Below are 24,504 nucleotides of genomic sequence, written 5' to 3'. Positions count from 1 at the left end.
CATACAAAAATGAATATAAATGATCATTTACAATATATTTTAGGAATATCCCGCCAGCGACTGGTGAATTGAGGCGACAAAAAATATCGCTTCATTTGCCATGATACGGCACTTTTCTCACAAGCGAGTTTTAATGTCCCTTGACCAAACCTGTTGTTTATCTTGTCAAAACAGGCCATTAACTCTGGTTTATCTTTATTTATATTAAACATATCCATTTGCATAAATTGCGCTGTCTCCAGTTCAATAGCCCCCACACCACAACGATAAAAACGCACGCCTGGTTGAAACAAAGACGGTAAAATATAGTTCATAGCCTTGGTAATGATACATGTATCTGATGTTGCGACTGCAAAGTCATGCATAAAGAATTTTTTATAATAATTATTTTCGTGAGGTGAGCTTGAAGCAAAAATGACAATACGTTTAGTGAGTGACTTTTGTCGTCTTAATTTTCGTGCAACAATATTACAATGTGCAGCTAATGCTGATTGTAGACTTTCTATATGAGTGATGCGCTTACCAAAACTTCGGCTTGAAAAAATCTCCTTTTTAACTTGTTTTATATCATCCCAACTTAAACATTGGATACCATTTAACTCACTGATAGTGCGTTCAATAACAATACTAAAAAGCCGCCCCATATCTCTTGCATTACAATTAGCCAAATCTAGTGCAGTATGAATACCCATAAGTTGAAGTTTTTTACCTAACCGAGTGCCTATTCCCCAAACGTCCGTCACTTTCATCTTAGTTAATATTTCTTGTCGACTTGCTTCATTATCAATAATAGCCACACCATTGTATCCAGATAATTTCTTAGCAGCGTGATTAGCCGCTTTAGCAAGCGTAGGTGTCGTACCAAAACCTACGCCAACGGGTAATTTTGCTTCCCTCCATACCGCCAGCCTAATGTTATGCCCATATTCATGCCAATCATCAACTAAACGTTTAAACCCCGTAAACTGCAAAAAAGACTCGTCAATGCTATAAACATACTGATTATCACAATATCGACCGACAATATTCATCATTTTTTCACTTAAATCGGCATAAAGCTCATAATTTGATGAACGTATCACCACATTATGTTTTGCTAAATAGCCTTTTACTTTAAAATAAGGCTGAAACTTAGGAATATTTAGTTTTCTTGCAATCGGGCATACAGCACATATACAACCATCATTATTAGTAAGTACAACAACTGGTTTATTACGGATCGCTGGATCAAATACTTTTTCGGCACTGGCATAAAAAGATACCGCATCAACTAAGGCAAACATTGCAATAATTCACTGGCTTGGCGATGCAAACGAATTGAACGAGTAACAACACCTTCAACTTGAAATTCATCTGTCTGATTCAATTTTACAGGGGGGTGCACAGGTGAAGCTGATAACAATAAAGCATTGGTTTTATCTAATAGTTTACATACAAAACCACCATTTAAATTCGCAACTATGACATCGCCACACCTTAGATTTTCGGCTCTATCAACCAATAATAAATCACCATCAAAAATACCAACACCTTGCATAGATTGCCCTGATGCGATGCCAATAAAAGTAGCATTTGGATGTTTTATCAGTAATTGATCTAATGATAATCCTAACTCTTTATACTCAGCAGCCGGAGATTCAAAACCACAAATCCCCGCATCAATATAAATTGGAATAACTTTCATTTAACACCCTTTAAGCACTGTTTATTCATACAGTATATGTTAAATCAAAATATAAGGTAGTTTTGTTTATGTTTTATTGCTAAAAGATTCGGTTTATAACTCTAATCACAAATTAGGTTCATTCAATAGATCCAACCCAACCGAGTTAGCATTCTATTTCAATAAGTTTGAATCAATACATAAATGATGTCGAATTTCTATTAACAGATAATAAAAACTCATATTTGAATTTATATAAGTGACTGAACTGTAAGAATAAAGCAGGTAAACATCAGAAAATCTTAATTTTCTCCATTCAATTTTTATAGGCATAGTCAACTATAAGAATCAAATATAAGCAGGCTCACCTGTATCATATGAAGTTATTATGTATTTAAATTAATAATAATAAATTCAGCAGAACTTAGCTTATCTTAGAGCGTAACATCCATGTTTTTATTTGATAACAAGCTGATTAAAAAGGTAAAAAATTAAACGAATAATTTAACCTTGTTTGGCTACCTAAGTTGGCACCAAAATTTATTAATTTAATTCGTGAAATAAGTTTACGTTCAATCTCTGGATTATTTAATTCACTTAACAGTATTTGACACATAGAGACTGAACCATTTTCTTCAATCACTAATTCAATTGTAACCTTGCCTTCTAAACTTGGATCTTTACGTAATGCCCGTCGATATAAGGTATAAATAGCCCCTTTATTTTTATCTAACACCTGTCGAATGGAATCAATTTTACGCTGCTCCTTGGCATTGCTCCTGTCTTGATCAAGCTCATCATATTGCGCCTCAACATCATCAGATACCTCAGCTGCTAATGCAACTAGGTTTCTTTGCGCTAAAGCAGTACTCGCTAAACGTGTTTGTGATAATTGACCTTGATCTAATCCAGTGCTTTTCAAAGGCATTTTTTTAGCAAGCATCACACGCTCAGTTTTAATTGCCTTAGGTTCAATTTTATTTAATTTTTTGGCTTGAACCAAAGGGGCAAAGTCAAGAGAATCTCTCATTAAAGCCAGATCATCCGCAAGCGCTAATAATCCGGATCGTTTGGCCTTATCTTTTGCCTTTTCAAGTGCTTTTTCTTTCACTTTAACTGCGGGCTTCATCTTCTTACTTTTTTTTGCAACATCAGGTTTTTGCTTTATTTTTGGTACGGTTGTTTGTTTCTTTACTTCTGCTTTTGGCTTTGGCTTTGGCTTTGGCTTTGGCACAATTTTAATACGGTCAATAAATTGGGTTAACTGAACTGGTATTTTTTCTTTTTTTGCACGTGTTATTTCAGGCAACTGAGTTAATTTAACCACCATAGCAAATACAATTGTTAAGCCCAAAAAAGTCATTGTGATACGCGTAAAACTTTTATTATTTGCCTCGTAATCAAACCAAATCAATTGATTATTTTCAGCGATAACTTGTTTCATTCAATTTGCTCCTGCGTTTTCTCAACCGCTAAAGCAATATCACCAAAACCAGCATTGGAACAGGTGAGCAAGATTTTTTTCAATAATTTATATTCAATTTCCTTATCACCCATAATGGTGATGGCACCTTCTATACTTTTATTCTTGGCACTAGCACGGCTTTTTTTTGCTTTATGGTAGGCAAGCTCTTGTAATAGCACACTAATCGTTTCTTGGTTTGAGTGTAAAACTTCACTAACAGCTATCAATTTTTTGCCTTGCAACATTAAATCTTTATCATTCACTAACAGCAATAAAGTTTCTTTAGGTAAACTTTTAGCAACAGAAGCTGGTAACTTAATGGTTTTATTCGATTCAATAACTTGTACACTGGAAGAATTTACGATTAAAAAAAACACTAAAATGGTGAAAATATCCATTAAAGACACCAGACTTAATTTTGACGTTTTTTTCATGCGTTTATGATGGCGTTCCATTCTCAAAGCGCGTACTGATTTTTTCATAATGCCTGCTCTTTTTCAGTCTTAGCCATATTTAAAGCCGTATCGGGTGCATCGCCTAAAGAAATATCAGGAAATAACTCAGCATTAACTAAAGATGCCGCAACCACAGTTTGGTAAGAACGTATGGTATCCATTAAGGTAACGATTGTTTGATAATCTATTTCTGGAGTCAGTAATAAATTTATATTTTTTTTAACAATATGTTGTTCACTTAATAAAAATTTCACTTCTTTTAATGCTTGTTGTAACAACGGGTAATCGTAGCCACTTTCAGTTAAAGGAATAGATTTAAGCAAGATCCCTTGAGGGTAATTCAACACTAATGCATTCGTTGATACCACAAGCTCTAATTGTTTTATTTTTTGCTGTGAAGCACTGTCGCCAGTGCCCACCTGTGGTAATTTCAAATCGAGTATAGTGATATGCGAAAATACCATCATCACCAATAATACCGGTACTAGTACAATCATTAAGCTCATAAATGAGGTAATGTCTAACTCGGGATCTTCTCGTTCAATACGTGATTTACGAAACATGCTAAACCCCTAAATTAATCTGAACTACGTGTTTTGTTACCCATTTCATATCGCACAGATAATAAATTAAGGCATTTAACACCTGTCATTTCCATGCTGTTAATGATCTGAGTCGTTTTACTTTGTAACACTGAGTGACATAGTAATAAGGGAATGGCTGCGATCAGTCCAAAGGCCGTGGTATTCATCGCAATAGAAATACTCTGAGATAACAAAGATGCTTTTTCAGCTGGGTCCGCATTCGCAACGGCCGAAAATGCCGCGATCAAACCTATAATGGTGCCTAACAGGCCTAGTAATGTCGCGATATTTGCTAAGGTTGCTAAATAAGAGGTGCGTTGTTCTAATCTTGGCATAACCTCAAGCACACTTTCTTCCATCGCATATTCAATATCTTCACGCCTTTTACTGTGTGACAAACGTGTTATACCCGAAGCAATAATATTAGCAATGGCAGATGAATTGTTTTGTGCATATTGTTTAATGGCATCATAATCACGATTGCCTAACAAAGGTTGAAGTGCTATTAACGCTTGCTTATTGGCTCGCTTAGACGATGCTAAAAATAACATGCGTTCAAATGCAATTGCTAAACCAATTGCCAAAACAAGTGAAATTGGCAACATAAATGGGCCGCCATCTTGAAAAAAACGTATTGCTGTATTGTAATATTCCATAACTTTTCCTAATAACCTGATCTAAAATGTTTCATTATTTAAATTAATAATCGTGTTTCACTGTGTAGTTCATCTAATAAAATTCAGATAAGTCTGTCGCATTTTTCACTGCAAACCTTATTGTTTTATTTTCAGTTGCGCTCTTAATTCCTGTGGTTCTATCGGCTTAAATTGTTTTGCTAATATTTTGCTAATATGATCAACTTTAGGCTCACTTTGATAACGCACTCTCCAAGGAACAATTGATAAAAACTGAGGTAAATGTTGAGAACTTTGTATTGTCGTTTCTATTTTAAGTACGCTTGATGTTTGTTTAAAATCCTCATCATTTTCACTACTTTTTACCTTCATACTAAGACTTAGAACCATAACGATAAAAACCAGCTGTAAATTATATAATTTAACCATTATCTTGCTCTTCTGACTTTACGGCTTGGTTTGCAACCTGTCGTGATAAGTCTGCGACCCAGCCCTTAACTTGTTTATTCAACTTATGCCCCTGTAAAGTGTTTAACTTTTGGTATAAACGATATTGTTCAAGCGCTTCAGGTTTATGTCCTAGGTATAAGTCATATAATATACCTAAGTTTAATCTAGCGATGTTAAAGCCAGGCCAACTGGCCAGCGCTTGCTGATATTCATTTTCGGCTTTTTTAAATAACCCCTGTTGTCTATATAAAAGCGCTAATCGATTTCGAGCAAAATAGTTATGTTTATTTTTATCTAATGCAGTTTGGTATAAAGCAATCGCAATATCAGGCTGTTGTCGTTTTACGGCTATATCCCCTAACTTTAGCCACGGACCCGATAACAAGGGCACAGTGCGACTTAAGCTTTCAAAAGCGCTTTTTGCTAGTGATAGTTCATTGTTTGCTAATAATGCCACTGCACGTTCAAACTCTGCTTTTGCTGCAGTTGAAATCACTACAGATCTTGATAAATACTGATTGTTACTTGTCAATGCCTGTTGTGCTAATGACTGCGGTTTAGGCGACCCATTCTGAGTCACTTTAATTGTTTCAGTTGCAGGTTTAATACCTTGGGGAATGTTTTGACAGCCAAGCACACATGTAATTAAAAAAATTAAACCTGTTTTAGGGTTATTAAATTCCATATTAAAAAATAACATTTTGCTTGCTCTCCGTGAGTTCAACCTTGTTATATCGGCCCGGCATTAAATCCGCTAAATCAGTAAAGCTGCGTTTTACCCAAGTATCATAAATACCCTGCTCAATATGTTTAATATTCGACTCATGTATTAAAATTGCTTTATCCTCAAATGGATATGCTTGTTCTTCCAATAAAATGTTGTATTGTTCCAGTGCTAATTCATCAAGCCCTTTGGGCCTTTGGGATTTGAATAAATCAGTTGCCAATTGGGTATAAATTTTTGCAATTTGATAGCTTGCGAGGGTACTAAATTGTGCGACGCCATAACTGGCTGTTTTTTGATATGCTTTAAGGGCTTTTTGTAAACTCAGCTTTTTCCGTTTAAGACTCTTTTTTAAGGGTAAGGTCAGTTTAATTCGATTAAATATATACTGGGCATCTTTTGCAAAAACCTCAGAGCTCATAGCGGCTAAATAAGTGGAACGCTCTGTGCTATGTTCGCCTGCATTTTTGTCTGCCTGTATCAGCTTATTTAACCAAAACCTACGCTTACTGTGTTCATTCGTTTTTAAGTAAATTTCACTTAATTTAAAACGCACTTCAATTGCTAAGTCAAAAGGCTGCTCATAAGCGTGAGCATATTCTCTATATTTTAAGCGTGCTTGATCTTGATTTGAACCCTTTTCAAAATACTGCGCAGATAAATAGAGTGATTTCCTGCGAGTTTGTGGATCAGAGTCTTGTTTAGATAATTGATAATATTTTTTTGCGGCAAGTAACCAGCGTTCATCTTGAACATAAATATCTGCTAATTGTGCAGTGATGTCTTTAGATTTTGCATCTAAACTAAAACGTGTTTGATAATCGTTTAACCAAAAATCCGCTTGTTCAAATTGTTTTAATTGATATAAATATTGTACAATATTATATTGTGCCACAGAACGAATACTGGCGTTAGGGACTTTATCGATAACGGCTAACATGAGCTGTATTGCCTGAGCGGTCATTCCCAATTCTAACTTTGTCTCTGCTTGCTTATAAATACTGGCAGCAAGATTTTCTTCAAGTATTTTTATGCGTTCATCCGAAAGAGAATAAAGACTTAATACTTGACTATATGCTTGTTCAGACGCTTGAAAGTCATTTGTATTAAATAACCCATGAGCAATAATTAAGTGCGCCGATAGTTGCTGTTTTTGTTCAGCTTTAGGTACCCAAGTTAACAATTGTTTAGCACTTTTTATGGCTTCTATATAACGTTTTTCATCAAACTGTTTTGTCATTACATTGTCTAAAACCGCAAGCGCTCTTACATCAGAAGCAAAGGTTTTTATAAACTTTTTGGCACTAAGCTCTTGTTCAACCATTAAACTTTGAACTTCACCACTCATTTCACTGTGATTATCAACCAGTAGATTAAGATGCTTTTTATATGAAAGTAGCGTGGCATAACCAGCTTCAGCACGATTTTTATAATCAGTATTTTCATATGCTAAAGGCGCATAAACCGCAATGGCTTTAATATATTGCTCACTTGCAAATAAACTTTCAGCCAACAAGAATGATACTTCCTTTACATTGTCGTCACTCATGCGATTATTTACATTAAACACCATCGTTTCAGCTAATTCTGCTAACCAGTTTGCGGCTTTAGCAAACGCTATTTTTTGTACCCTAGCTTCGGTTTGTTTTTGTGCATTACGATATTGCTTATAGGCAATTTGTGTTAAAAATTGCTGTAAATCATCTCGTATTTCTAATTGTTCTGCGACTGCCCAGTTTGAAAAATATGGTCCTTTCAAACCATATCGTGTTACAAAGTTAAGTTTTTGTTGGGTCGCTAATCTAGAAGATTTTCCCTGAGTATAAACCTCAATTTGTTTAATCATAAACGCTGGTGCTTGCTGATGTACGGCATAACGGTTTGCAAAAGCACCTAGTACCTGTGCACTATCATTAAAACGTTTTTTTTCTAAATATAAATCCGCTAACGCCTGATAATTCAAATATTCATAGTGACGATTACTTTGACTATCAAAATATTGTGCGAGCGTTGTTTCACCTTGCTGATATGAGAAAATCAAGCTCATGACCTTTAGGGCACCTTTTACTAATTCACGTTGAGATTTAGGTAGTTTAGCTAACACAATATTATTACCATCAACCGTAGATAAACTTGCATCTAAAAGTTGGGTAAATGAATGCAATGCCCGTGTATGATCCTCAAGTTTAAATTCAGACCAAGCTCGCATATATAATGCACTTTGGTAATAAGGTGACTGTACGCCAAAATTTATCACTGCTGCATATGATTGAGCAGCTTCATCAAATAATTTTTGATTAAACAAAACCTCACCGCGTCTAAAGTAAAGCTCTACAGCGTAAATACTATTAGGAAAATCGGAGATCAACTGGCCTAACACAGTAAAACTTTTATCTGTTTTTCCTTGCAATTCAAATGCTTTAGCTTGTTGGTATAATAAGTGTTCCCTGTGTTCACTATTTGGATATGATTGAATTAATTTTTGATATGACTTAATAGCCTGATCATAATAACCAAAGTCATCAGAAGGTATTTTACGACCTTGTTCTTGGTCAAACTCATTTTGCATTAATTCAAGCTCAGCTAACCGATAACGTAACTGTTCGGTTAATTTGGGATCTTGGCTAAGGGTTAGCAATGCTTGATAATCAGCTTTCAGTTGCGATAATGACGGAGGCTGAATAACACTAATAACCGCTGGTTCCACTGAAAAACTTAGGTCTGCTAAAGTAGATGGTTTTTCCACTGGTTGCTCTGAACTGAGGCTACAACCGGTTAAAAATAAAGCGAATAGCAAACTTAAATAAGGCATTATAACGTCTCCGATGAAGATGATTGTTTATCAAGCTCATGTTCAGGAGAAATGGTCTTAGAAAATGATTGATCTTGCATTTGAATATTTAATAATTGGGCTTGTACAATTGCCTGTTCAAGATCCGTTTTTCTTTGTGCATAATATGTTATGAAAGCCTTTTTTAATTTTGTTTCTAATCTATTTATAATGTGATTATTTTTATTAAAGTGCGTATCTACTCTAAGTTGTATTTTTTTAATTCTGGACAATTCATCACTCATGTCTTGTGCAGTATCTATACTTTTGAATAACTGAGATTTTTGTTTTTGTAGTTGCGCCATAAAATTATCAAGGTGTTTAATATCTTTTTTTGCCTGCCAACTTCTCGCTGAAAAATCTTGGTGTGCCTGCCAAATTAAACGCCCTTGTACTCTAGAAACGCGCGATTCAAAATCAACAAACTTACCTTCAGGTAACTGAGCTAAAACGACTTTGGTGCTATCAAGCCTTTTTTTCAAGCTAAGTTGCGATGGCGTAAAAAACGCTTCTGCATCTTGTTTTTTGATAGCATTATTTACTTTACTCATTAGCCCATTGCGTTTTTCAAGCAGATAATCAACTTGTGTTTGCAACGTTTTTTTCTTTAAAGCGTGCAATCTAATTTGTGTATTCATTGCTTTATCATCCAGCAATGCCTTAAAACTGCCAATCTGTTGTAACTGAGTTTTAAGCTGCTGTTTCAGAGCATAAAGCAACTCTAATTGCGCTAAATTAGACTGAAAGCCTTGCCCCGATAAAATTTCGTTTAATCCTAGAGCATTGTTTTTAGAACTTTCAAACTCTCTGATATCATCATAAATCTGACGCCATGACAGCTTGTTTAAAGTAACTAACTTTTGACTTAATTCAGCTTTATATTCTTCGAAACGATTAATACTAATAATGAGTTTATGCTGTGCAGCTTGTAAGTCCCCTTGCTGTTGGTAACTATAAGTTTGAACCAATAATGCTTCCTGCACATAAGGGGTGAGAATTTCAGAGCTTGTCAGCTGTGCTAAAACATTGCGCGCTTTATCATATTCATGCATGTTATTTAACGCCCACCCATAACCCAGTAAGGCAGGTTCAATTAAATGAGATTTCATACTGATATGTTTAAAAGTCTTTATCGCATTTTGGTTATCACCTTGCTTAATAAATGCAAACCCTAATGCTAAGTAACTTCTGTTTTGTAAGGCTAACATTTCAGCCGTTAACTTTTTTTTCTGCATTAAATTTGTATTTTGTTGCGTTATTTTTTCAATATTCGTATCCACAGCATCATTGAGTACCAATTGTTTTAACAAGGCATTATGTTCAATATACTCATGATAATCATGTTGGGCGCTGATTTGAGATTTTTCATTCTTATAGCCTATCTCATCATTATTTTTAATTGCCAATTGCGCTTTCATATAATGAAATTCATCGGAAAATTTAAGCGCCAATGCATCAGTTACCTGTGATAGTGCTGCAGCTGCCGATTTAAAGTCTTCAGCTTGATAATGCATTTTCCCAGTATAAAACCAGGCAGCAGAAAGTATCGTTTGATCTTCAGCTGAATTTAATAAGGTTTTAAAAATGTCATGAGCTTGCGACAACAACCCATATTTCAAACTCATACCCCCTTTTAATAATTCAGGGGCAACACCTTGATGCGCTAGAGGACTTTTATACTCTGCAATCGCTTGCAATGTCAGAGCTGCTTGGTAATTTCCTTGATAATATTCAAATAAAATAGTGCCATATCGAGGATCAACAACCCGATTTAAATCTTCCGATGCAGTCTCAGTTGCAAATATATTTGAACATATACATAAGCTAAAACAATTTACAGCCAGTATTTTTATCACAGTGGAAAAACTCATAAGGCATAAACCGTTTTGGTCGCGTCACATTCAATCACAGTTCAGATACCAAAAATTCAGCTTGTTCTTTGCCGGTTGAATCTACAATTTTAAGCTCTATTGCTTTAGCATCTTGTGTTTTAATAAATTTAGCTGTTGTAGCGCGCTTGTATTCACGTTTATTCGGGCCTGTACCAATAAAAAAGGCTGTTATTTCATGCTCACCTTGACTGACATTACCTAAATATAAACGTTGTACACCGCCTTTATACAAGGCGTTAAGTTGTTTTTCGGTATATAGATAATGAGTTGTTGAGTTGCCATCAATTTTTAATTCAATTGAGTCCAGTTGAAAATATTGCCCGACATCCATAGCCAAATAAACTGCGACTTGTGTACTTGCAGGATAAAGTAAATCTTCTTCTAAAATAAATAAATCTCTATTAAGTGCTATTACTTGTTTTTTCAAAGCTGCTATTTCATCTTTTATGCTCAATTCTTGTTCGGCATAACTGTGAAAGCTCAGCATCATTAATAATGTTAGTAATTTAAATTTCATTGTTTACCCTAATACCAAAGTGAAACATAAAAGCGGATCACATTGGCCGAAAAACTGTAAAATGGTTCAGTACCCATTTGTTGCTCAGCCAATACATTGCGAAAATTTTCATAATCAAATTGAATATGATCAATGGATAAATTAATTGAACTTGATTTTATCCAAGGTGCACTCGAAATTTTAAATAAGTATCGCGTCGTTAACCCAATAGATAAATCATTAAATGTACTCATTTCTTTATCTCTGGCCATAAAGTTAAATTGATCTTGACGATCAAATAAATCACGGTAGAAATCAGCCGATGTTTGTGAATAATGCCTAAGATGAAAGTCCATTAACCAGTTATTCATGAAACTTTGGCTATAACCTAATTTATAAGTATTGGCATCTATACCCCAGGTATCAGAAAATACCCGAGCATTTGCATAAATAGCTGCTTTATTAGGTAAAAAGTAACGGGCTCTTAGAGACGCTGCATTGCTTGTTCGTGTATTTGGATATATTTCAGTTGCATAACTAAATCCAGTTGCAGAATTTGCATCTTGATAACGATAACTACGATAAGGATTATTTAAATAACCTTCATCAGTGATCGCTTCAAGATTCATCCCTAATACCAAGTTCTTGGTCGCCACCTGACTTAGTCCTAAGCGGTAATTAGCTCTGGTTGCGGTTTCTTTAAAAGTTTCATTGCCGTTTTGACTTATTTCGTCATTCCCTTTTGAAAATCCAAAACTTAATGTTGTTAAATCACCAAAGAAGTCTTGGCTCACATCAAAGTGTAATGACTTTGCATCAAAATCACTTTCTTTTGATTGGCTATAACCCAGACTCAACACAGTCTTATCATGTAAATAATCAACCGATAAAGAGTGTTCTTTTCGCTCTTCTTTATAAGGACTTGCGGTTGCTAAAACATCAATTGAAGCACTACTGACCATATCAATATAATAATTTGTGGAAACAGAAACGCTCTTGCCTATTTTTTTACGTAGCAAAATTGATGGCCCGTCAATCGACATGCCGCCACCTTGGTAACTGTGGTACATGGCATCGGCTCTATCTTCGGGTAGTACTGCGGCATTGCTTGATAACGTCATAAAAACAACGATAAAAAGAGCGGTAAAAATAAGATATTTCACCTTCATATATTCACCATTCATATTTTTAACTGGATTAATTACAACCACAACCACCACCCGATGTACCTTCAGCGCCCCGCGCTCCTTCTCTGGCTTGAAATACATGGTGAATATAGGCACTGGCAATAGGATCGAGTTGCCAGTTCATTACCGGATCTGCAAGGTTGTTTCGCTCATAAGGTTTAACCCAAGGTTTTATGCTGGTTGAACATCCAGAACATGCTAGCAATATACTTGCTAAAACCATGCATTTAGCTTTTGTGTTATTCATGTAATAACCCCTAATATTCTTTATGGATCAAGTTAATTACAGCTTTGACAGAAAACATAGGCTTGCTATATCGCTGCTGATAAACACCCTTTTCGTTTAAGTTATTCACGTAGTAATGCCTTAATTATCTTTTGATATTTAACCTCATCTCCGCTCTGGTAACCACGGTGTAAATAACGTTGATAACCGTCTCTATCAACTAGCACAGTCATCGGCATAGCATCAACTTTATACATTTCACTAACCGTATTTTTATCATCAAATAAAATTGGAAAGGAAACCGATAATTCTTTGAGTAGTGCTTTTGCGGCCGTACTATCTTCCTCAACGTTGATCCCTAATACGGTGAACCCTAAGTCATGATATTTTTGTTGGATTTTTTCTAAATAAGGCATTTCTTGACGACAAGGCCCGCACCAAGATGCCCAAAAATTAATTAATACCACCTCGCCACGCATTTCTTGTAGACGTAGGTTTTCACCTGACTGACTTTTTAGCGTAAAATCAGCTGCAGCACTTTTAGCTTGATCGGCATAACTATTAAAAATACAGCCAATCAATAAACCAATACACATGAGTTTATTTCTGAAATTTTGACTCATATAAAACACCCTTTAGAAGAACCCACTGAAACCAAGCGAAAATGCTAAGTTATGACTTGTTTTTTCTGCACCTAAAATATCACTATCAAAAACATGATCTGTCATATCAAAATGAAGCGTGAAATTATCAGATAATAAAATACGATACCCTGCGGTGAAACTCACAGTGAAGCGACTATCTCCAGCGAACTCAGTACTACCAGCGCCTAATAGAAAATAAGTTGCAGAATTAAATGTTAAATCCTTGGTTATAAAAGTTTCACCGTTAAGGCTATAACCTAACCCAAGATCATAATAACGAAACTCACGTTCATCTTGAGTTAATAAGTTTGAGCCCCCACTGAGCCTTTCATAGCTAGTAGTACCAGCAGTTGACTGACCATAGCTCAGCCGAGTAAAAAGCGTTTCACTAATATGATAAGTCAACTTTGCTCCAAGTAAGCTGCTAGTACCAAAGTCTTCAATATTAAGCACACCTCCAAAAACGCCAAACTCAAAATCATCAACATTAATTTCAGATTCATTTATGTCTCGGCGTTCAATATCAGGGTCGATTAGCGGCACTTCAATATTAGCGGCTTTATCGTCATCATTTAGTGTTTCGCTTGCAAAAGCAGGCTGTAACAATGTGCCAAATATTAAAAAAAGACTGCAAATCCTGCTTTCCATTCTTCTAATTCCTCAGTGTTATCTCGGGTTGTTAACGCCCGATAGTTTTTATATTCCAGGGTTAATACAAAATTGCGCATTAAGTACGTTTTAACACCGACAGCTGCGGCTAATGTATCCGATTTTCGGTTTTCATCTGAATGGCCTATTAATGGGCTTCGTGGTTTTGTATTTATGATGCCAGCCCCTAACGATACATAAGGGGAAAATCGCCAATGAGGAAATGCTTGATGTGTTAATGCGATACTGGTAATTTTATTTTCAGATACATTACCAAGCGCTTCAGTATATTGAAGCTCTAATGCCAAGTTTGCTGTAAATTGCCAAGCCGCTGAAACACCTAATGATGATGCACCTTCTAGTACACCAGCAGTAGTTGCAAATTCAAATTGCCTTTGGCTAAAACCCTTTTGATCTGTGTGTGACAAAACCAAAGTTTCACCGTTTTGATCAAGTGTTTGTGCTAAAGCTTCCTGAGTAACCCAACCTTTCTTTCCATTTTCTAATAGCACTAAATACCAGTTTGTATGTTGTTTAATTATGGTTATCCATTCTTGGTTTTCCGCTACATAAAAGATGGGGTAGCCGCGACCATGCCCTGTATGCAATTCAATATAAGGTTCTGCTATTTGTACTTTCATAAAGCCTGTTTCTGTTGCAGACGCTTTAAAATACAAAGATAACAACACAAAAAATAAGCCCTGTAATACATGTTTGAATTTGATCATATCAATTAGCCGGTGCATCAAATGGATTATTGTAATACTGGGCGCCTATATCTAGCCACTCAGAAATCAACCTGAGTTCTGCTGGAGTTAGGTAATCAAAATGGCTTCCTTGAGGTTCAAATAAATTGAAAAATCGGGGGCTTGATTTTGCTCCTGCAACCGATAAACTTGGTTGAATCGATACGGTTTGCATGACAGGGATCGGTTGACCATTTGTATCTAAGATTAAATCACCATTTTCCTCAGTTTCAAAAACTGGGTTGCCATCGGCATCGAGCATTGGCACTAATTTATCTATGAGAATGTCATCAATAATTTCTTGTTCATTATCGTTAAAAAGTAACTCTCTATAAGCAATGCTATGTTGACTATTTTCATTTGAATCTTGCCCTCTTAAATCTAATTGTGCGGCTGGGATTTTAAGCTCGTCATCGTCATTTGTATTACTATGGCAACTTGTACAACGGTTTTGCTCAATTTCCGTTATGCCATCGGTATCAAAAATAGGCCTAGGTAGCTCAAATAATGTTTGTATATGAGTTGGAAAGTTAATAGTGATGCGGCATTGGTTTTGCCAATTTTGGGCACATTCATCAGAGACAGGTTTTGCTGTATTTAGATCTGCATACGTTAAGTCCTTGGCCTGATCTGGCGTACGTTGTGTAGGGTCACTCCATATATCCACATAATTTAAATCTGCAGATAAAGACTGACGGCCAAAAATCCGTGACTTGGCTTGTGCCATGGTTTCACCCGCCATAGCCAAAATATCTGGATCACTGCCAGCAAAAGCACTATTTTCAGCGCCCCCTAAATTAATTGATGGGGTACCACGGTCAATAAGTCCATGAGGTAGAGTATTTTGAGCGGTGTGGCACCCATTGCATTGACGAATTTCACCAGGAGCCAACTGCAACCAGCTATCATGACGCTGTGAGATACGCTGTCCTTTTTGATCTAGCACTTCAATTGAAAATGCAAGATCCGCCGGCATTTTAAAACTCACTGAACCATCAGGCTCTATCGGAACGTAACCTAAAATATCTCGCATTAACTGACCTCGACTACGGCCAAAAGCTGCATTTGTAAATGGATATTCATCTGAATCTGGTATCGAAACCGGTTTAATAATACGCAAAAAATGGGCTTGGCGTTCATTTCTCGTACTTAACATTGGGTTGCTGACAGTTACTAAATCTGGTTCAGCCATGTCCTGACCTGAAAAATCATAAACACTACGGATATGGACTAATCCCTGATTAGCACTCTTTAATGCTACATCAGAAGGCACTTGAGTGCTTAAGGGGTATGGTTTTTGTTCCAGTGAAACAACTTCGGTGTAAATGCTGTTTTCTTCAGGTAATACTAAAGGACGCTGTGTTTGTGTCACAGGATCATAAATCCAAATACCAAATAACAACGGAGCTGATTCTATCCCTTCGCGCAACAGTAATTCTTCAGTACAAGGTAGGTAATTACCTTCTAATACTGGGTCAATGATCCTGCATTGACTCCAACCCATTAGAATACGTTTGCTGCCGTCATATAAGGGGGTAGCCATATTAAACTGCCCTTGCAAAGATAAATTTTCATCTAGAGGACTCGATGCAAATAATGCATTGGATTGTGCCGGACCAGTTAAACCTGAATTTTGATCCACTGCTTGCAGGTTATCTATATATGCTTGAATATTAATTAAAACAAAGTTGGTACTCAAAGTAGTTTGTACGATGGGTTTAACGCCAACGAGAACCCTGCCATCAGGCATTTCCCTTGGCTGAATAAATTGAACCTGCTGATCATTTTGGTCGTGAGAGTGTCGACCATAAACCAATTCTAAGTGCTTTCCGTCAGAATCAATCTGATACAGACTCATGCCACTATTTATTCCCCTTTGCTCCCACCGAGTAAATAAAATTTTACCTGTAGACAACACTATGGGGTTAAAGTCATTGCCTTGATTAAATGATATCTGATTAATATTGCTACCATCTGCATCCATAATATGTAAAACAGACGACTTTTGCTTAAGTTGGTCATCCAACGCTTGATATTGAGGCTTACCTTCATCAAGTAAAGTCGCCTTATTTGTGCTTTGTCGGGTTGAACTGAAAACGACTCGCCCATCAGGTAAGTAGTAAGGAGAAGTGTCATGACCTTGTTCAGCCTGCAGGTCTGATTGGATCAGGCGCGTTAGCGCAGCTGAGTTGATTTCATATTGCCAGATATTCCACGTCGGTTGTTCATCTTCATCCGCATCTTTTATTTCAGGTGCGCGCATCGCAAAAATGACAAACCTGCCATCATGTGACGTTTCAACATCTTTAACATCATAAGGTTCAACTGACAGCCCATTAGTAAATGCACTATCGGTAATATTAATAGGTGGTGAGTTTGTTGAACTATTTAGTTGTAAAAATAAAGCGGCGCCTGGATTAAAAGCCGCTAAGGAAGCCCCTTCCATCATTAACATTTTATCAACAGAAAAACCAATCCTTTTTACGTAGGCGAAAGGTGTTTGCTGAACAACAGGATCAGGCGCTTGTTCATCCTCATTTAATAAACTATCTCCACCACACCCTATGAAGAAAAGTATAAAAACTAAAGGCAAAAAATGATAATTCACGACAAGAACAATCCTAATATTGATAAAAAATGCTATTAAACTATTTTACAAACTATATTTATTAAAAATAAACCTGATAGAACAAAAGCCCTACAAACCGCGCTTAAGCTGACGATTGCGCCAATGGTACTACCAAATAAAAATAATTTATAGTAAAATTTCACATAAATATATAAAATAATTTACAAATTCATACTTTAATTACATGAATCATTCAAACTTGTGAACAGGAGTAACCGAAGGTGCGATATTTTACAGAAAGGTTTAAATACCTATTCAAGAAAAATAATTTACACTGTATATTAATTGCACTGACATTCAGCTTGAGTTCAGACTTTAGTATTGCAAATGAAAAAGATCAAGCCTATAGAATTCACATAAAATTAACAGGCATTCCTCCCTCTAGTGATGTACTTGAACAAATGCTGACAAAAATATCAGCAGGACATATAAAAGAAGCTGCTTATATTGCGATGGAAAATCCAAACTTTTATACAGTGACATTAAAAAACTGGGCAACCCCATGGACCAATGAACAAGCAAATATTTATGCAACACTCAATGATTACAGTGCGACTGTTATTGGTATGGTTCGGGATGACGTTGACTTTAGAGAAGTATTATCTGCCGATATTTTGTATATAGGTCATGCTAATTTAGGTCTGCCTGATTATGCCATAGATAACAATGCGCATTATCAGGCACTTGAAGCACAGGATATTAACTTAAAAGAACAGCTTGTCGCCACTGAACAATCAGCCAAAACAGGCTTGCCTGTTGAAGCTACAGCTGGCATTTTTACAACCAGAGCGGCAGCAAAATCATTTTTTATTGATGGCACCAACAGAGCCATGTTTCGTTTCACTTTAATTAATCATTTATGTACTGATCTGGAAGCATTAAAAGATACCAGCCGTGCTCCAGATAGGATCAGACAAGATGTGAGCCGTAGTCCTGGCGGAGATAGTCGTTTATTTATGAATTCATGCAGTGGCTGTCATTCAGCAATGGATCCGCTCACACAGGCATTTGCTTATTATGATTTTGAATACAATAGCGATACTGATCCAAGTGGTGAGAATGGACGCTTAGTTTATAATCAGGAAAATCAATTAGACTCTCAAACCAACAGCAGAGTAAAAGCTAAATATCATATCAACAGCAATAATTTTAAATATGGTTATATCACTGAAAATGACCGCTGGGATAATTACTGGCGCAATGGCATAAATGCTAATTTAGGATGGAGTAGCGAATTAAGCGGCTCAGGGTTAGGCGCTAAATCAATGGGACAAGAACTGGCAAACAGTACGGCTTTTGCGCAATGCCAAGTGAAAAAAGTATTTAAAAATGTATGTTTACGCTCCCCAGAAAACAGTCAAGATCATAACCAAATAGACACTATGGTCTCTAATTTCAAATCAAGTCAATACCAAATTAAACATGTATTTGCTGATGCAGCAGATTATTGTAAAGGAAATTAATCATGTTTAAAAAGTTTCTACCATTACCCTTTATTTTATTCCTAACGGCTTGCGGTGGAGAGTCTCAAGTTAAGCAAAACCCTGAACCACCTACAGCTGAAAGTGGACCTTTTATTTATTTAGGTCCGCCTCCTACAACGCAAGATATACAAGAGTTTAAAGTGCAACTGTGGGAAAATATTATAAGCGAAGACCGATGTGGCGGCTGTCATAATAGCCAAGTAGGACAAGCGCCTTATTTTGCACGCACTGATGATATTAATTTGGCCTACAATGCAGCAAATGAACTGGTGAGCTTACGTACTCCAGAAGACTCAACGTTAGTGCAAAAAGTAGCTGGCGGGCATAATTGCTGGCTTAGCAGTCCCCAAGCATGTAGTGATATTATGACGACCTGGATTGCTAATTGGGCTAATATTGAAGGGCAAACTAATGTTATTAAACTGGTAGACCCTGTTATCAAAGATCCCAGTTCAAATAAAAGCTTTCCTGCACAGAGTACCCTATTTGCCACTCATACCCATCCTTTAACGAGTCGCTATTGTGCAAGTTGCCATGCAAGCTCTGCAACGATCCCTATCTCGCCTTATTTTGCAGAACAAGATTTAGACACGGCATATCAGGCAGCTCAAAGTAAAATAGACTTAAATAATCCAGAATTATCACGTTTGGTATTACGTTTAAGTAAAGAATTTCATAATTGCTGGGGCGACTGCCAAACCAATGCCAATGAAATGCTAACTGCAATTAATAGTATGGCGTCGGCAATACCCCTGTCGGTACTTGATAACAATATCATTCATAGTAAAGCCCTTACGCTTCCCGATGGGATAATTGCAAGTGGTGGTAGTCGTTTTGAGCAAAATGTTATTGCTAAATACCAATTTAAAACTGGCTCAGGTACAACTGCCTTTGACACCAGTGGCATAGAACCCGCACTTGATTTAACCCTCAGCGGTGAAGTAGATTGGATAGGTGGCTGGGGAGTTCAATTTATCAATGGCAGAGCACAAGGCAGTACCACAAAGAGTAAAAAATTATATGATTTGATTTCAGCCACGGGTGAATACGCTATCGAAGCTTGGGTAACTCCAGCCAATGTCACTCAAGAAGGTCCTGCGCGAATTATCAGCTATTCGGGTTCAAATGATGCGCGAAATGTTACCTTAGGCCAAACATTATATAATTACGACCATTTACTGCGCACTACGAATACCAATATAAATGGTATGCCAGCCCAGTCAACTCCAGATGCAGATGAAGTTTTACAGGCAAGTTTGCAGCATGTTGTCGTAAATTACGATCCAGTTAATGGCCGTACTATCTATGTAAATGGAGAAGAAATTCAAACTCCTGATACAACAGAGCCTGGAACATTCACAGATTGGGACCCCAGTTTTGCATTAATTTTAGGGAATGAAACGTCTGGAGAATTTCCATGGGCTGGCAGTATAAGAATGTTAGCAATTCATAATCGCATATTAGATCACAGTCAAATACAACAGAATTATTCCGTTGGCGTAGGCGAACGCTTTTATTTATTATTTAACATTACCGATTTGATAAACGTACCGCAAAGTTATTTCGTTTTTGAAGTAAGTCAATTTGACAACTATAGCTATTTGTTTCAGGAACCATTTTTTATCAGCTTAGATAAAAGTGCAAATCCGCAAAGTATTCCACTGATTGGTATGCGCATTGGCATTAATGGTTCGGAATCTCCCATAGGTCAAGCCTTTAAAAACCTAAACCTAGTGCTAGGTTCTACGCTATATAATAGTGATAGTGGTCAGCACATTTCTCGCTTAGGGACTTTAATACCTCTTGAAAATGGCGCTCAAAATGATGAGTTTTTTCTGACTTTTGAAAAACTGGGTACCCATGAAAATATTATGGTTGAAGCCCAGCCCCAAGTGCCTTTACCACCACCAAATTTAGAACCACAATCAAGAATAGGTGTTCGTATTTTCAGCGAAATAAATGCCACCATGTCACAGATTACCCGTGTTCCAGTTCAAAACTCTCAGGTAAAAGCCAGTTTTAATAACCTAAAGCAGCAGCTGCCCTCAGTGACAGATATTAATAGTTTTCTATCCTCTCACCAAATGGCAGTATCGCAAATGGCAATAAAATATTGCAATGAACTTGTTGAAGATAGCAGCCTGAGAGCCGAATATTTCCCAGGGTTTGATTTTGATTTGGCTGTTGCTAGTGCTTTTTCAACTAACCAAAGAGATTTAATTTTAATGCCATTACTCAATAATGCACTATTAACAGGCATGAAATCTCAGGCAGACTTGGTTGAGGTGAAGCAAGAGCTTAATAATTTAATCGATACATTAAGCCTATGCTCAGGCGCTACCCAATGCGATAGCAAACGTACTAAAACAATTGTTAAAGCAAGTTGTGCTGCCCTTGTAGGTAGTGCGGTTTCATTATTGCAATAGCGGTTTAGTCATTAAAATAATGAAAAGAATAGAGAAATTATTATGACCAACAGAAATAAAAAATTGTCAGCCGATGATCCGCTTTATCATAATGATCATAAAAAGCCCGTTACACGCAGAGATTTCATTGCTCAGGGTTTTGTCGCAGGTGTAGGTACGGTATTTTCGGGATCCATACTGAGTTTATTTGCCAAACCAAATACGGCCCATGCCGCACTTGCTCCAGATCTTGAGGCGCTTAAAGCCAGTTGTGGCATAGCATCACAAGGCGCAGGAAAAATTCCATTTATTTGTTTTGACTTGGCAGGAGGAGCCAATATTGCAGGCTCAAATGTACTGGTTGGTAAACAAGGGGGACAGCTCGACTTTTTGACTACCGCAGGCTATAACAAGCTAGGTTTACCCGGTGATATGATCCCATCTATTATGAACCCTGCAAGTGGTTTAAGCGATTTCGTAAATACTGAACTTGGACTTGGATTTCATGCCGACAGCCCATTTTTGCGGGGCATACTAGAAAAAGTTGCCGTGGGTAATCGTGTTAATATAAATGGTGCGGTGATCCCTGCACGTTCAGAAAATGATTCAGGTAATAACCCACATAACCCCATGTATGGCATAAATAAAGCGGGTTCTGATGGCTCTTTGCTTACTTTGTGTGGGTCTCAAAATACCGATTCTGGTGGTAATTCTATGGCACCCAATAATCTCATTGACGTAACAAAACGGCCAACTAAAATTGACCGACCTTCTGATGTATTAGGTTTAGTTGATACTGGCGATCTGGTTGGTTTACTAAATCAACAAGACTCCGTCGCCGTGATGGAGTCTATTCAACGTATCAGTGATATGAAACTGAATAAAGTTAATACCCAAATCAATAAAGATGATGTGATAAAAGATTTGGTGCGTTGTGGTTATGTTAAAACCGCAGATATCGCAGACAGGTTTGGCGATCCTAGTAGCTTAGACCCATTAGCCGATCCAGAGATCGTCGGTGAAAATGGTATTTTCACTCAACAAGAAATTGAAAATGACAGAGAGTTTCAAAAAACTGCATCGATAATGAAGTTAGTAATGAATGGCTACTCGGGTGCTGGCACTATTAGTATGGGGGGGTTCGATTATCATACAGGCGATAGAGCAACTGGTGAAATAAGAGATCTTCGTGCCGGACGATGCATGGGTGCTTGCTTAGAATATGCAGCCCGGTTAGGCACTCCCTTAATGATGTATGTATTTAGTGATGGTTCAGTCGCCAGTAACGGCATGATAGATGATTCCGTTGAAGGACGAGGAAAAGGCGTTTGGACTGGTGATAATTCCTCGACCGCAGCGTCATTTTTTATGGTTTATAATCCAAATGGCACACCACAACTTATGGGAGCAACACCCGAAGCACAAGCCCGCAAACAACAAATCGGTTATATGCGTGGTGATGCATCAGTGGAAACCGCCTCAAGCCCGGCTGCAAATAATGTGAATCTGCTAGTCGAAACTGTTATTTTAAATTACATGGCGCTGCATGGCGAGCAAGGTAATTTTGCTAACTTATTTCCAAACCATGGGCTAGGTAATGCGAGTTTAATGGACAGTTTAACAGCATTTGAGCCAATTAAGAGTTAACTCCACTTCTAAATAGTGCAAATTAAAGACTACGGAGCAAATTAGAGCCTAGGCACATCTTCTTTTAAATCATCATTTCCTTAAAAGAAGATGGGTCAACAATATGTCCTTCATTATTCATGTTATAACATTCGCCTTGTCAGCAAAACTCATGATTTTATTGAAATTTATGTTATTGAATTTAAAGGTTCTTTATTGCGAAGCCATTAATTCTTCAGAGTAATGAAGTTTCCTGTATTTATCTAAAATAATGGCATCATAGCCTTCAAGTGAGTTTATCAAAGCTAAACCCGACTTTACTCCCAAAACAAAAACACTGGTGGACAGTGCATCTGTCATAATAGATTGAGAGCCTATAATTGAAACACTTTGCACTTGAGAAACGGAACGACCCGTTTTTGGATGTAAAATATGGTGATAACGTACCCCATTCTCCTCAAAATAACGTTCATAATCACCTGAAGTTGATAACGCTTCGTTTTGCAGAGGTAACTGCACTGCTTGTTTATCTTTGTTTCTGGGATCTCTTATACCTACAATCCATGGACGACCTCTTCTATCACCTAACAAGCCGGTATCTCCACCAGCCGTTACCATGGCATTGCTAATTTTGTATCGTCTTAACAGAGTCAATACATTATCGACAGCGTAGCCCTTGGCTATCCCGCCTAAATCGACTTTAATATCAGGGTGAGCAAAATAAATAGAGTGAACATTTTCATTTAATATTAACTTTTGATAATTAATGGCTGCAAGTTTATTTTTAAGACTTTGCTCGCTTGGTTTATGTTTGTTTCTGTAATCATATAAAAAACCGATACTTGCAGAAGTAATATCAAATGCACCTTGTGTCAATTCTGAAATTTCAATCGATTTTTTAATTATATTAAATAACTCGGACGAGACTAAAACGGGCTTTTTAGCCGCGCTTTGATTTAGCTTAGATAGCTCACTTTGATTTTTATAGGGACTCATTAATTCATCGATACGATGCATCTCGGCCATAGCTAATTTCAAGGCTAAATTTCCTTGCTCTTGGCTATCGGCCCATAATTCAACGGTTATTTGCGTGCCCATAATTGCTTTATCTGAACGATACCAGTCGGCAAATACACTTGATGTACTCAAGCTTGAAATGAACAAAATGACATAAAAAAATAAGCGCATGAATATTCTCTTTAATTATAATTAAGGCTCAGTATTTAGGATAAGCCCTTTCGATTAAACGCATTTCGATAGGAAGGTGAATAAATTTTATTGTGGCAAGAACAACAAACTTAGTTAACCATATAATACCGACTTAACTTAAAAGCATTCAAATATCTGACAAGCTCCCTAACAAAAAACACCCAGTAAACTAGGGGCTGTTGATCTTTGTTTGAATTTTGTGCGTAAGTGACAATCTCGTATAATTCACTTCGCCAAAACCAAACTAAACGAGATTGTCATGCCCCGATTAATGCTCACTGATGAGCTGTGGTCGAAACTAAAAGCTATATTGCTTGAAGATAGAGTTTATAACAAGCTTGAACATCGACAAACACTAGAAGGAATACTTTATCGCTTACGTGTTGGCTGTCCGTGGCGTGATTTACCTGAATGTTTTGGGTTGTGGAATACCATTTATCGTCGTTTTCTTCTTTGGTCAAGAAAAGGCATATTAATGAGACTGTTCAAAACTTTAGCAAAAAATA

At 36.9% G+C, this 24,504-nt stretch carries 22 protein-coding genes; 4 read left to right on the top strand and 18 right to left on the bottom strand.

Translation table 11 applies throughout. The features are described 5' to 3' along the window. Window positions 1-23 precede the first annotated feature (23 nt). The 17 genes from BM088_RS22990 to BM088_RS22910 form a co-directional block, all read right to left on the bottom strand. The gene (locus BM088_RS22990) at window positions 24-1,283 is read right to left on the bottom strand and encodes a Y-family DNA polymerase (RefSeq protein WP_091990406.1); all 1,260 of its coding nucleotides are present in this window, start codon (window positions 1,281-1,283) and stop codon (window positions 24-26) included. Next, entirely contained in the window at window positions 1,271-1,684 is a 414-nt protein-coding gene (locus tag BM088_RS22985; RefSeq protein ID WP_091990404.1) for a LexA family protein, read from the bottom strand. The genes BM088_RS22990 and BM088_RS22985 overlap by 13 nt, the downstream gene beginning before the upstream one ends. Before the next feature lie 454 nt (window positions 1,685-2,138). Further along, on the bottom strand, window positions 2,139-3,107 hold the full coding sequence (locus BM088_RS22980) for an AgmX/PglI C-terminal domain-containing protein (RefSeq protein ID WP_091990402.1): 969 nt from the start codon (window positions 3,105-3,107) through the stop codon (window positions 2,139-2,141). Beyond that, window positions 3,104-3,610 carry an ExbD/TolR family protein gene (locus BM088_RS22975; protein WP_091990400.1) on the bottom strand — a complete coding sequence of 169 codons (507 nt, stop codon included), beginning with the start codon at window positions 3,608-3,610 and terminating at the stop codon, window positions 3,104-3,106. The genes BM088_RS22980 and BM088_RS22975 overlap by 4 nt, the downstream gene beginning before the upstream one ends. Next, window positions 3,607-4,146, bottom strand: coding sequence for a biopolymer transporter ExbD (locus BM088_RS22970; RefSeq protein ID WP_091990397.1), 540 nt, complete (start codon window positions 4,144-4,146; stop codon window positions 3,607-3,609). Before BM088_RS22970 ends, BM088_RS22975 begins: the two co-directional genes overlap by 4 nt. 14 nt (window positions 4,147-4,160) lie before the next feature. Beyond that, on the bottom strand, window positions 4,161-4,823 hold the full coding sequence (locus BM088_RS22965) for a MotA/TolQ/ExbB proton channel family protein (protein WP_091990394.1): 663 nt from the start codon (window positions 4,821-4,823) through the stop codon (window positions 4,161-4,163). 117 nt (window positions 4,824-4,940) lie between these two features. Next, a complete protein-coding gene (locus tag BM088_RS22960) occupies window positions 4,941-5,231 on the bottom strand; it encodes a hypothetical protein (RefSeq protein WP_091990391.1) in 291 nt (96 codons plus the stop codon). Then, window positions 5,224-5,952, bottom strand: a complete 729-nt coding sequence (locus BM088_RS22955) for a tetratricopeptide repeat protein (protein ID WP_091990390.1) — start codon at window positions 5,950-5,952, stop codon at window positions 5,224-5,226. Before BM088_RS22955 ends, BM088_RS22960 begins: the two co-directional genes overlap by 8 nt. After that, window positions 5,939-8,788, bottom strand: a complete 2,850-nt coding sequence (locus BM088_RS22950; protein WP_091990387.1) for a tetratricopeptide repeat protein — start codon at window positions 8,786-8,788, stop codon at window positions 5,939-5,941. The genes BM088_RS22955 and BM088_RS22950 overlap by 14 nt, the downstream gene beginning before the upstream one ends. Next, window positions 8,788-10,677 carry a coiled-coil domain-containing protein gene (locus BM088_RS22945; RefSeq protein ID WP_091990384.1) on the bottom strand — a complete coding sequence of 630 codons (1,890 nt, stop codon included), beginning with the start codon at window positions 10,675-10,677 and terminating at the stop codon, window positions 8,788-8,790. The genes BM088_RS22950 and BM088_RS22945 overlap by 1 nt, the downstream gene beginning before the upstream one ends. A gap of 34 nt (window positions 10,678-10,711) precedes the next feature. Continuing rightward, complete coding sequence (locus BM088_RS22940) at window positions 10,712-11,215, bottom strand: hypothetical protein (RefSeq protein ID WP_091990381.1); 504 nt, start codon at window positions 11,213-11,215, stop codon at window positions 10,712-10,714. 8 nt (window positions 11,216-11,223) lie between these two features. After that, on the bottom strand, window positions 11,224-12,405 hold the full coding sequence (locus BM088_RS22935) for a DUF3570 domain-containing protein (RefSeq protein ID WP_245763901.1): 1,182 nt from the start codon (window positions 12,403-12,405) through the stop codon (window positions 11,224-11,226). Further along, window positions 12,392-12,628: a DUF4266 domain-containing protein gene (locus BM088_RS22930; RefSeq protein ID WP_091990377.1), complete on the bottom strand. Its 237-nt coding sequence runs from the start codon at window positions 12,626-12,628 to the stop codon at window positions 12,392-12,394. Before BM088_RS22930 ends, BM088_RS22935 begins: the two co-directional genes overlap by 14 nt. Before the next feature lie 101 nt (window positions 12,629-12,729). Further along, entirely contained in the window at window positions 12,730-13,230 is a 501-nt protein-coding gene (locus BM088_RS22925) for a TlpA family protein disulfide reductase (protein ID WP_091990375.1), read from the bottom strand. A 12-nt stretch (window positions 13,231-13,242) separates the two neighbouring features. Beyond that, a complete protein-coding gene (locus BM088_RS22920; protein WP_091990372.1) occupies window positions 13,243-13,899 on the bottom strand; it encodes an outer membrane beta-barrel domain-containing protein in 657 nt (218 codons plus the stop codon). After that, the gene (locus tag BM088_RS22915) at window positions 13,869-14,627 is read right to left on the bottom strand and encodes an SH3 domain-containing protein (protein ID WP_091990369.1); all 759 of its coding nucleotides are present in this window, start codon (window positions 14,625-14,627) and stop codon (window positions 13,869-13,871) included. Before BM088_RS22915 ends, BM088_RS22920 begins: the two co-directional genes overlap by 31 nt. 1 nt (window position 14,628) lies before the next feature. Next, window positions 14,629-17,253: an HzsA-related protein gene (locus BM088_RS22910; protein WP_245763900.1), complete on the bottom strand. Its 2,625-nt coding sequence runs from the start codon at window positions 17,251-17,253 to the stop codon at window positions 14,629-14,631. A gap of 242 nt (window positions 17,254-17,495) precedes the next feature. Between BM088_RS22910 and BM088_RS22905 the strand changes: the two genes are divergently transcribed. The 3 genes from BM088_RS22905 to BM088_RS22895 are packed head-to-tail and all read left to right on the top strand — an operon-like array spanning window position 17,496 to window position 22,810. Beyond that, window positions 17,496-18,737, top strand: coding sequence for a hypothetical protein (locus tag BM088_RS22905; RefSeq protein ID WP_091990364.1), 1,242 nt, complete (start codon window positions 17,496-17,498; stop codon window positions 18,735-18,737). 2 nt (window positions 18,738-18,739) lie between these two features. Then, window positions 18,740-21,184 carry a LamG domain-containing protein gene (locus BM088_RS22900; protein WP_091990362.1) on the top strand — a complete coding sequence of 815 codons (2,445 nt, stop codon included), beginning with the start codon at window positions 18,740-18,742 and terminating at the stop codon, window positions 21,182-21,184. Window positions 21,185-21,226: 42 nt separating this feature from the next. Continuing rightward, entirely contained in the window at window positions 21,227-22,810 is a 1,584-nt protein-coding gene (locus BM088_RS22895; protein WP_091990359.1) for a general secretion pathway protein GspF, read from the top strand. Window positions 22,811-23,002: 192 nt separating this feature from the next. Here BM088_RS22895 and BM088_RS22890 read toward each other — a convergent pair whose 3' ends face one another. Then, a complete protein-coding gene (locus tag BM088_RS22890; RefSeq protein WP_091990356.1) occupies window positions 23,003-23,977 on the bottom strand; it encodes an FAD:protein FMN transferase in 975 nt (324 codons plus the stop codon). A gap of 280 nt (window positions 23,978-24,257) precedes the next feature. Here BM088_RS22890 and BM088_RS22885 point away from each other — a divergent pair. Then, the coding region (locus BM088_RS22885; RefSeq protein ID WP_143085132.1) for a transposase at window positions 24,258-24,504 on the top strand (247 nt) is incomplete at its 3' end.

This window comes from Pseudoalteromonas denitrificans DSM 6059, assembly GCF_900112265.1.
Lineage (GTDB): Bacteria > Pseudomonadota > Gammaproteobacteria > Enterobacterales > Alteromonadaceae > Pseudoalteromonas > Pseudoalteromonas denitrificans.
Note: the sequence above shows the minus strand (reverse complement) of the source record. Positions and strands in the feature narration are given on the sequence as shown.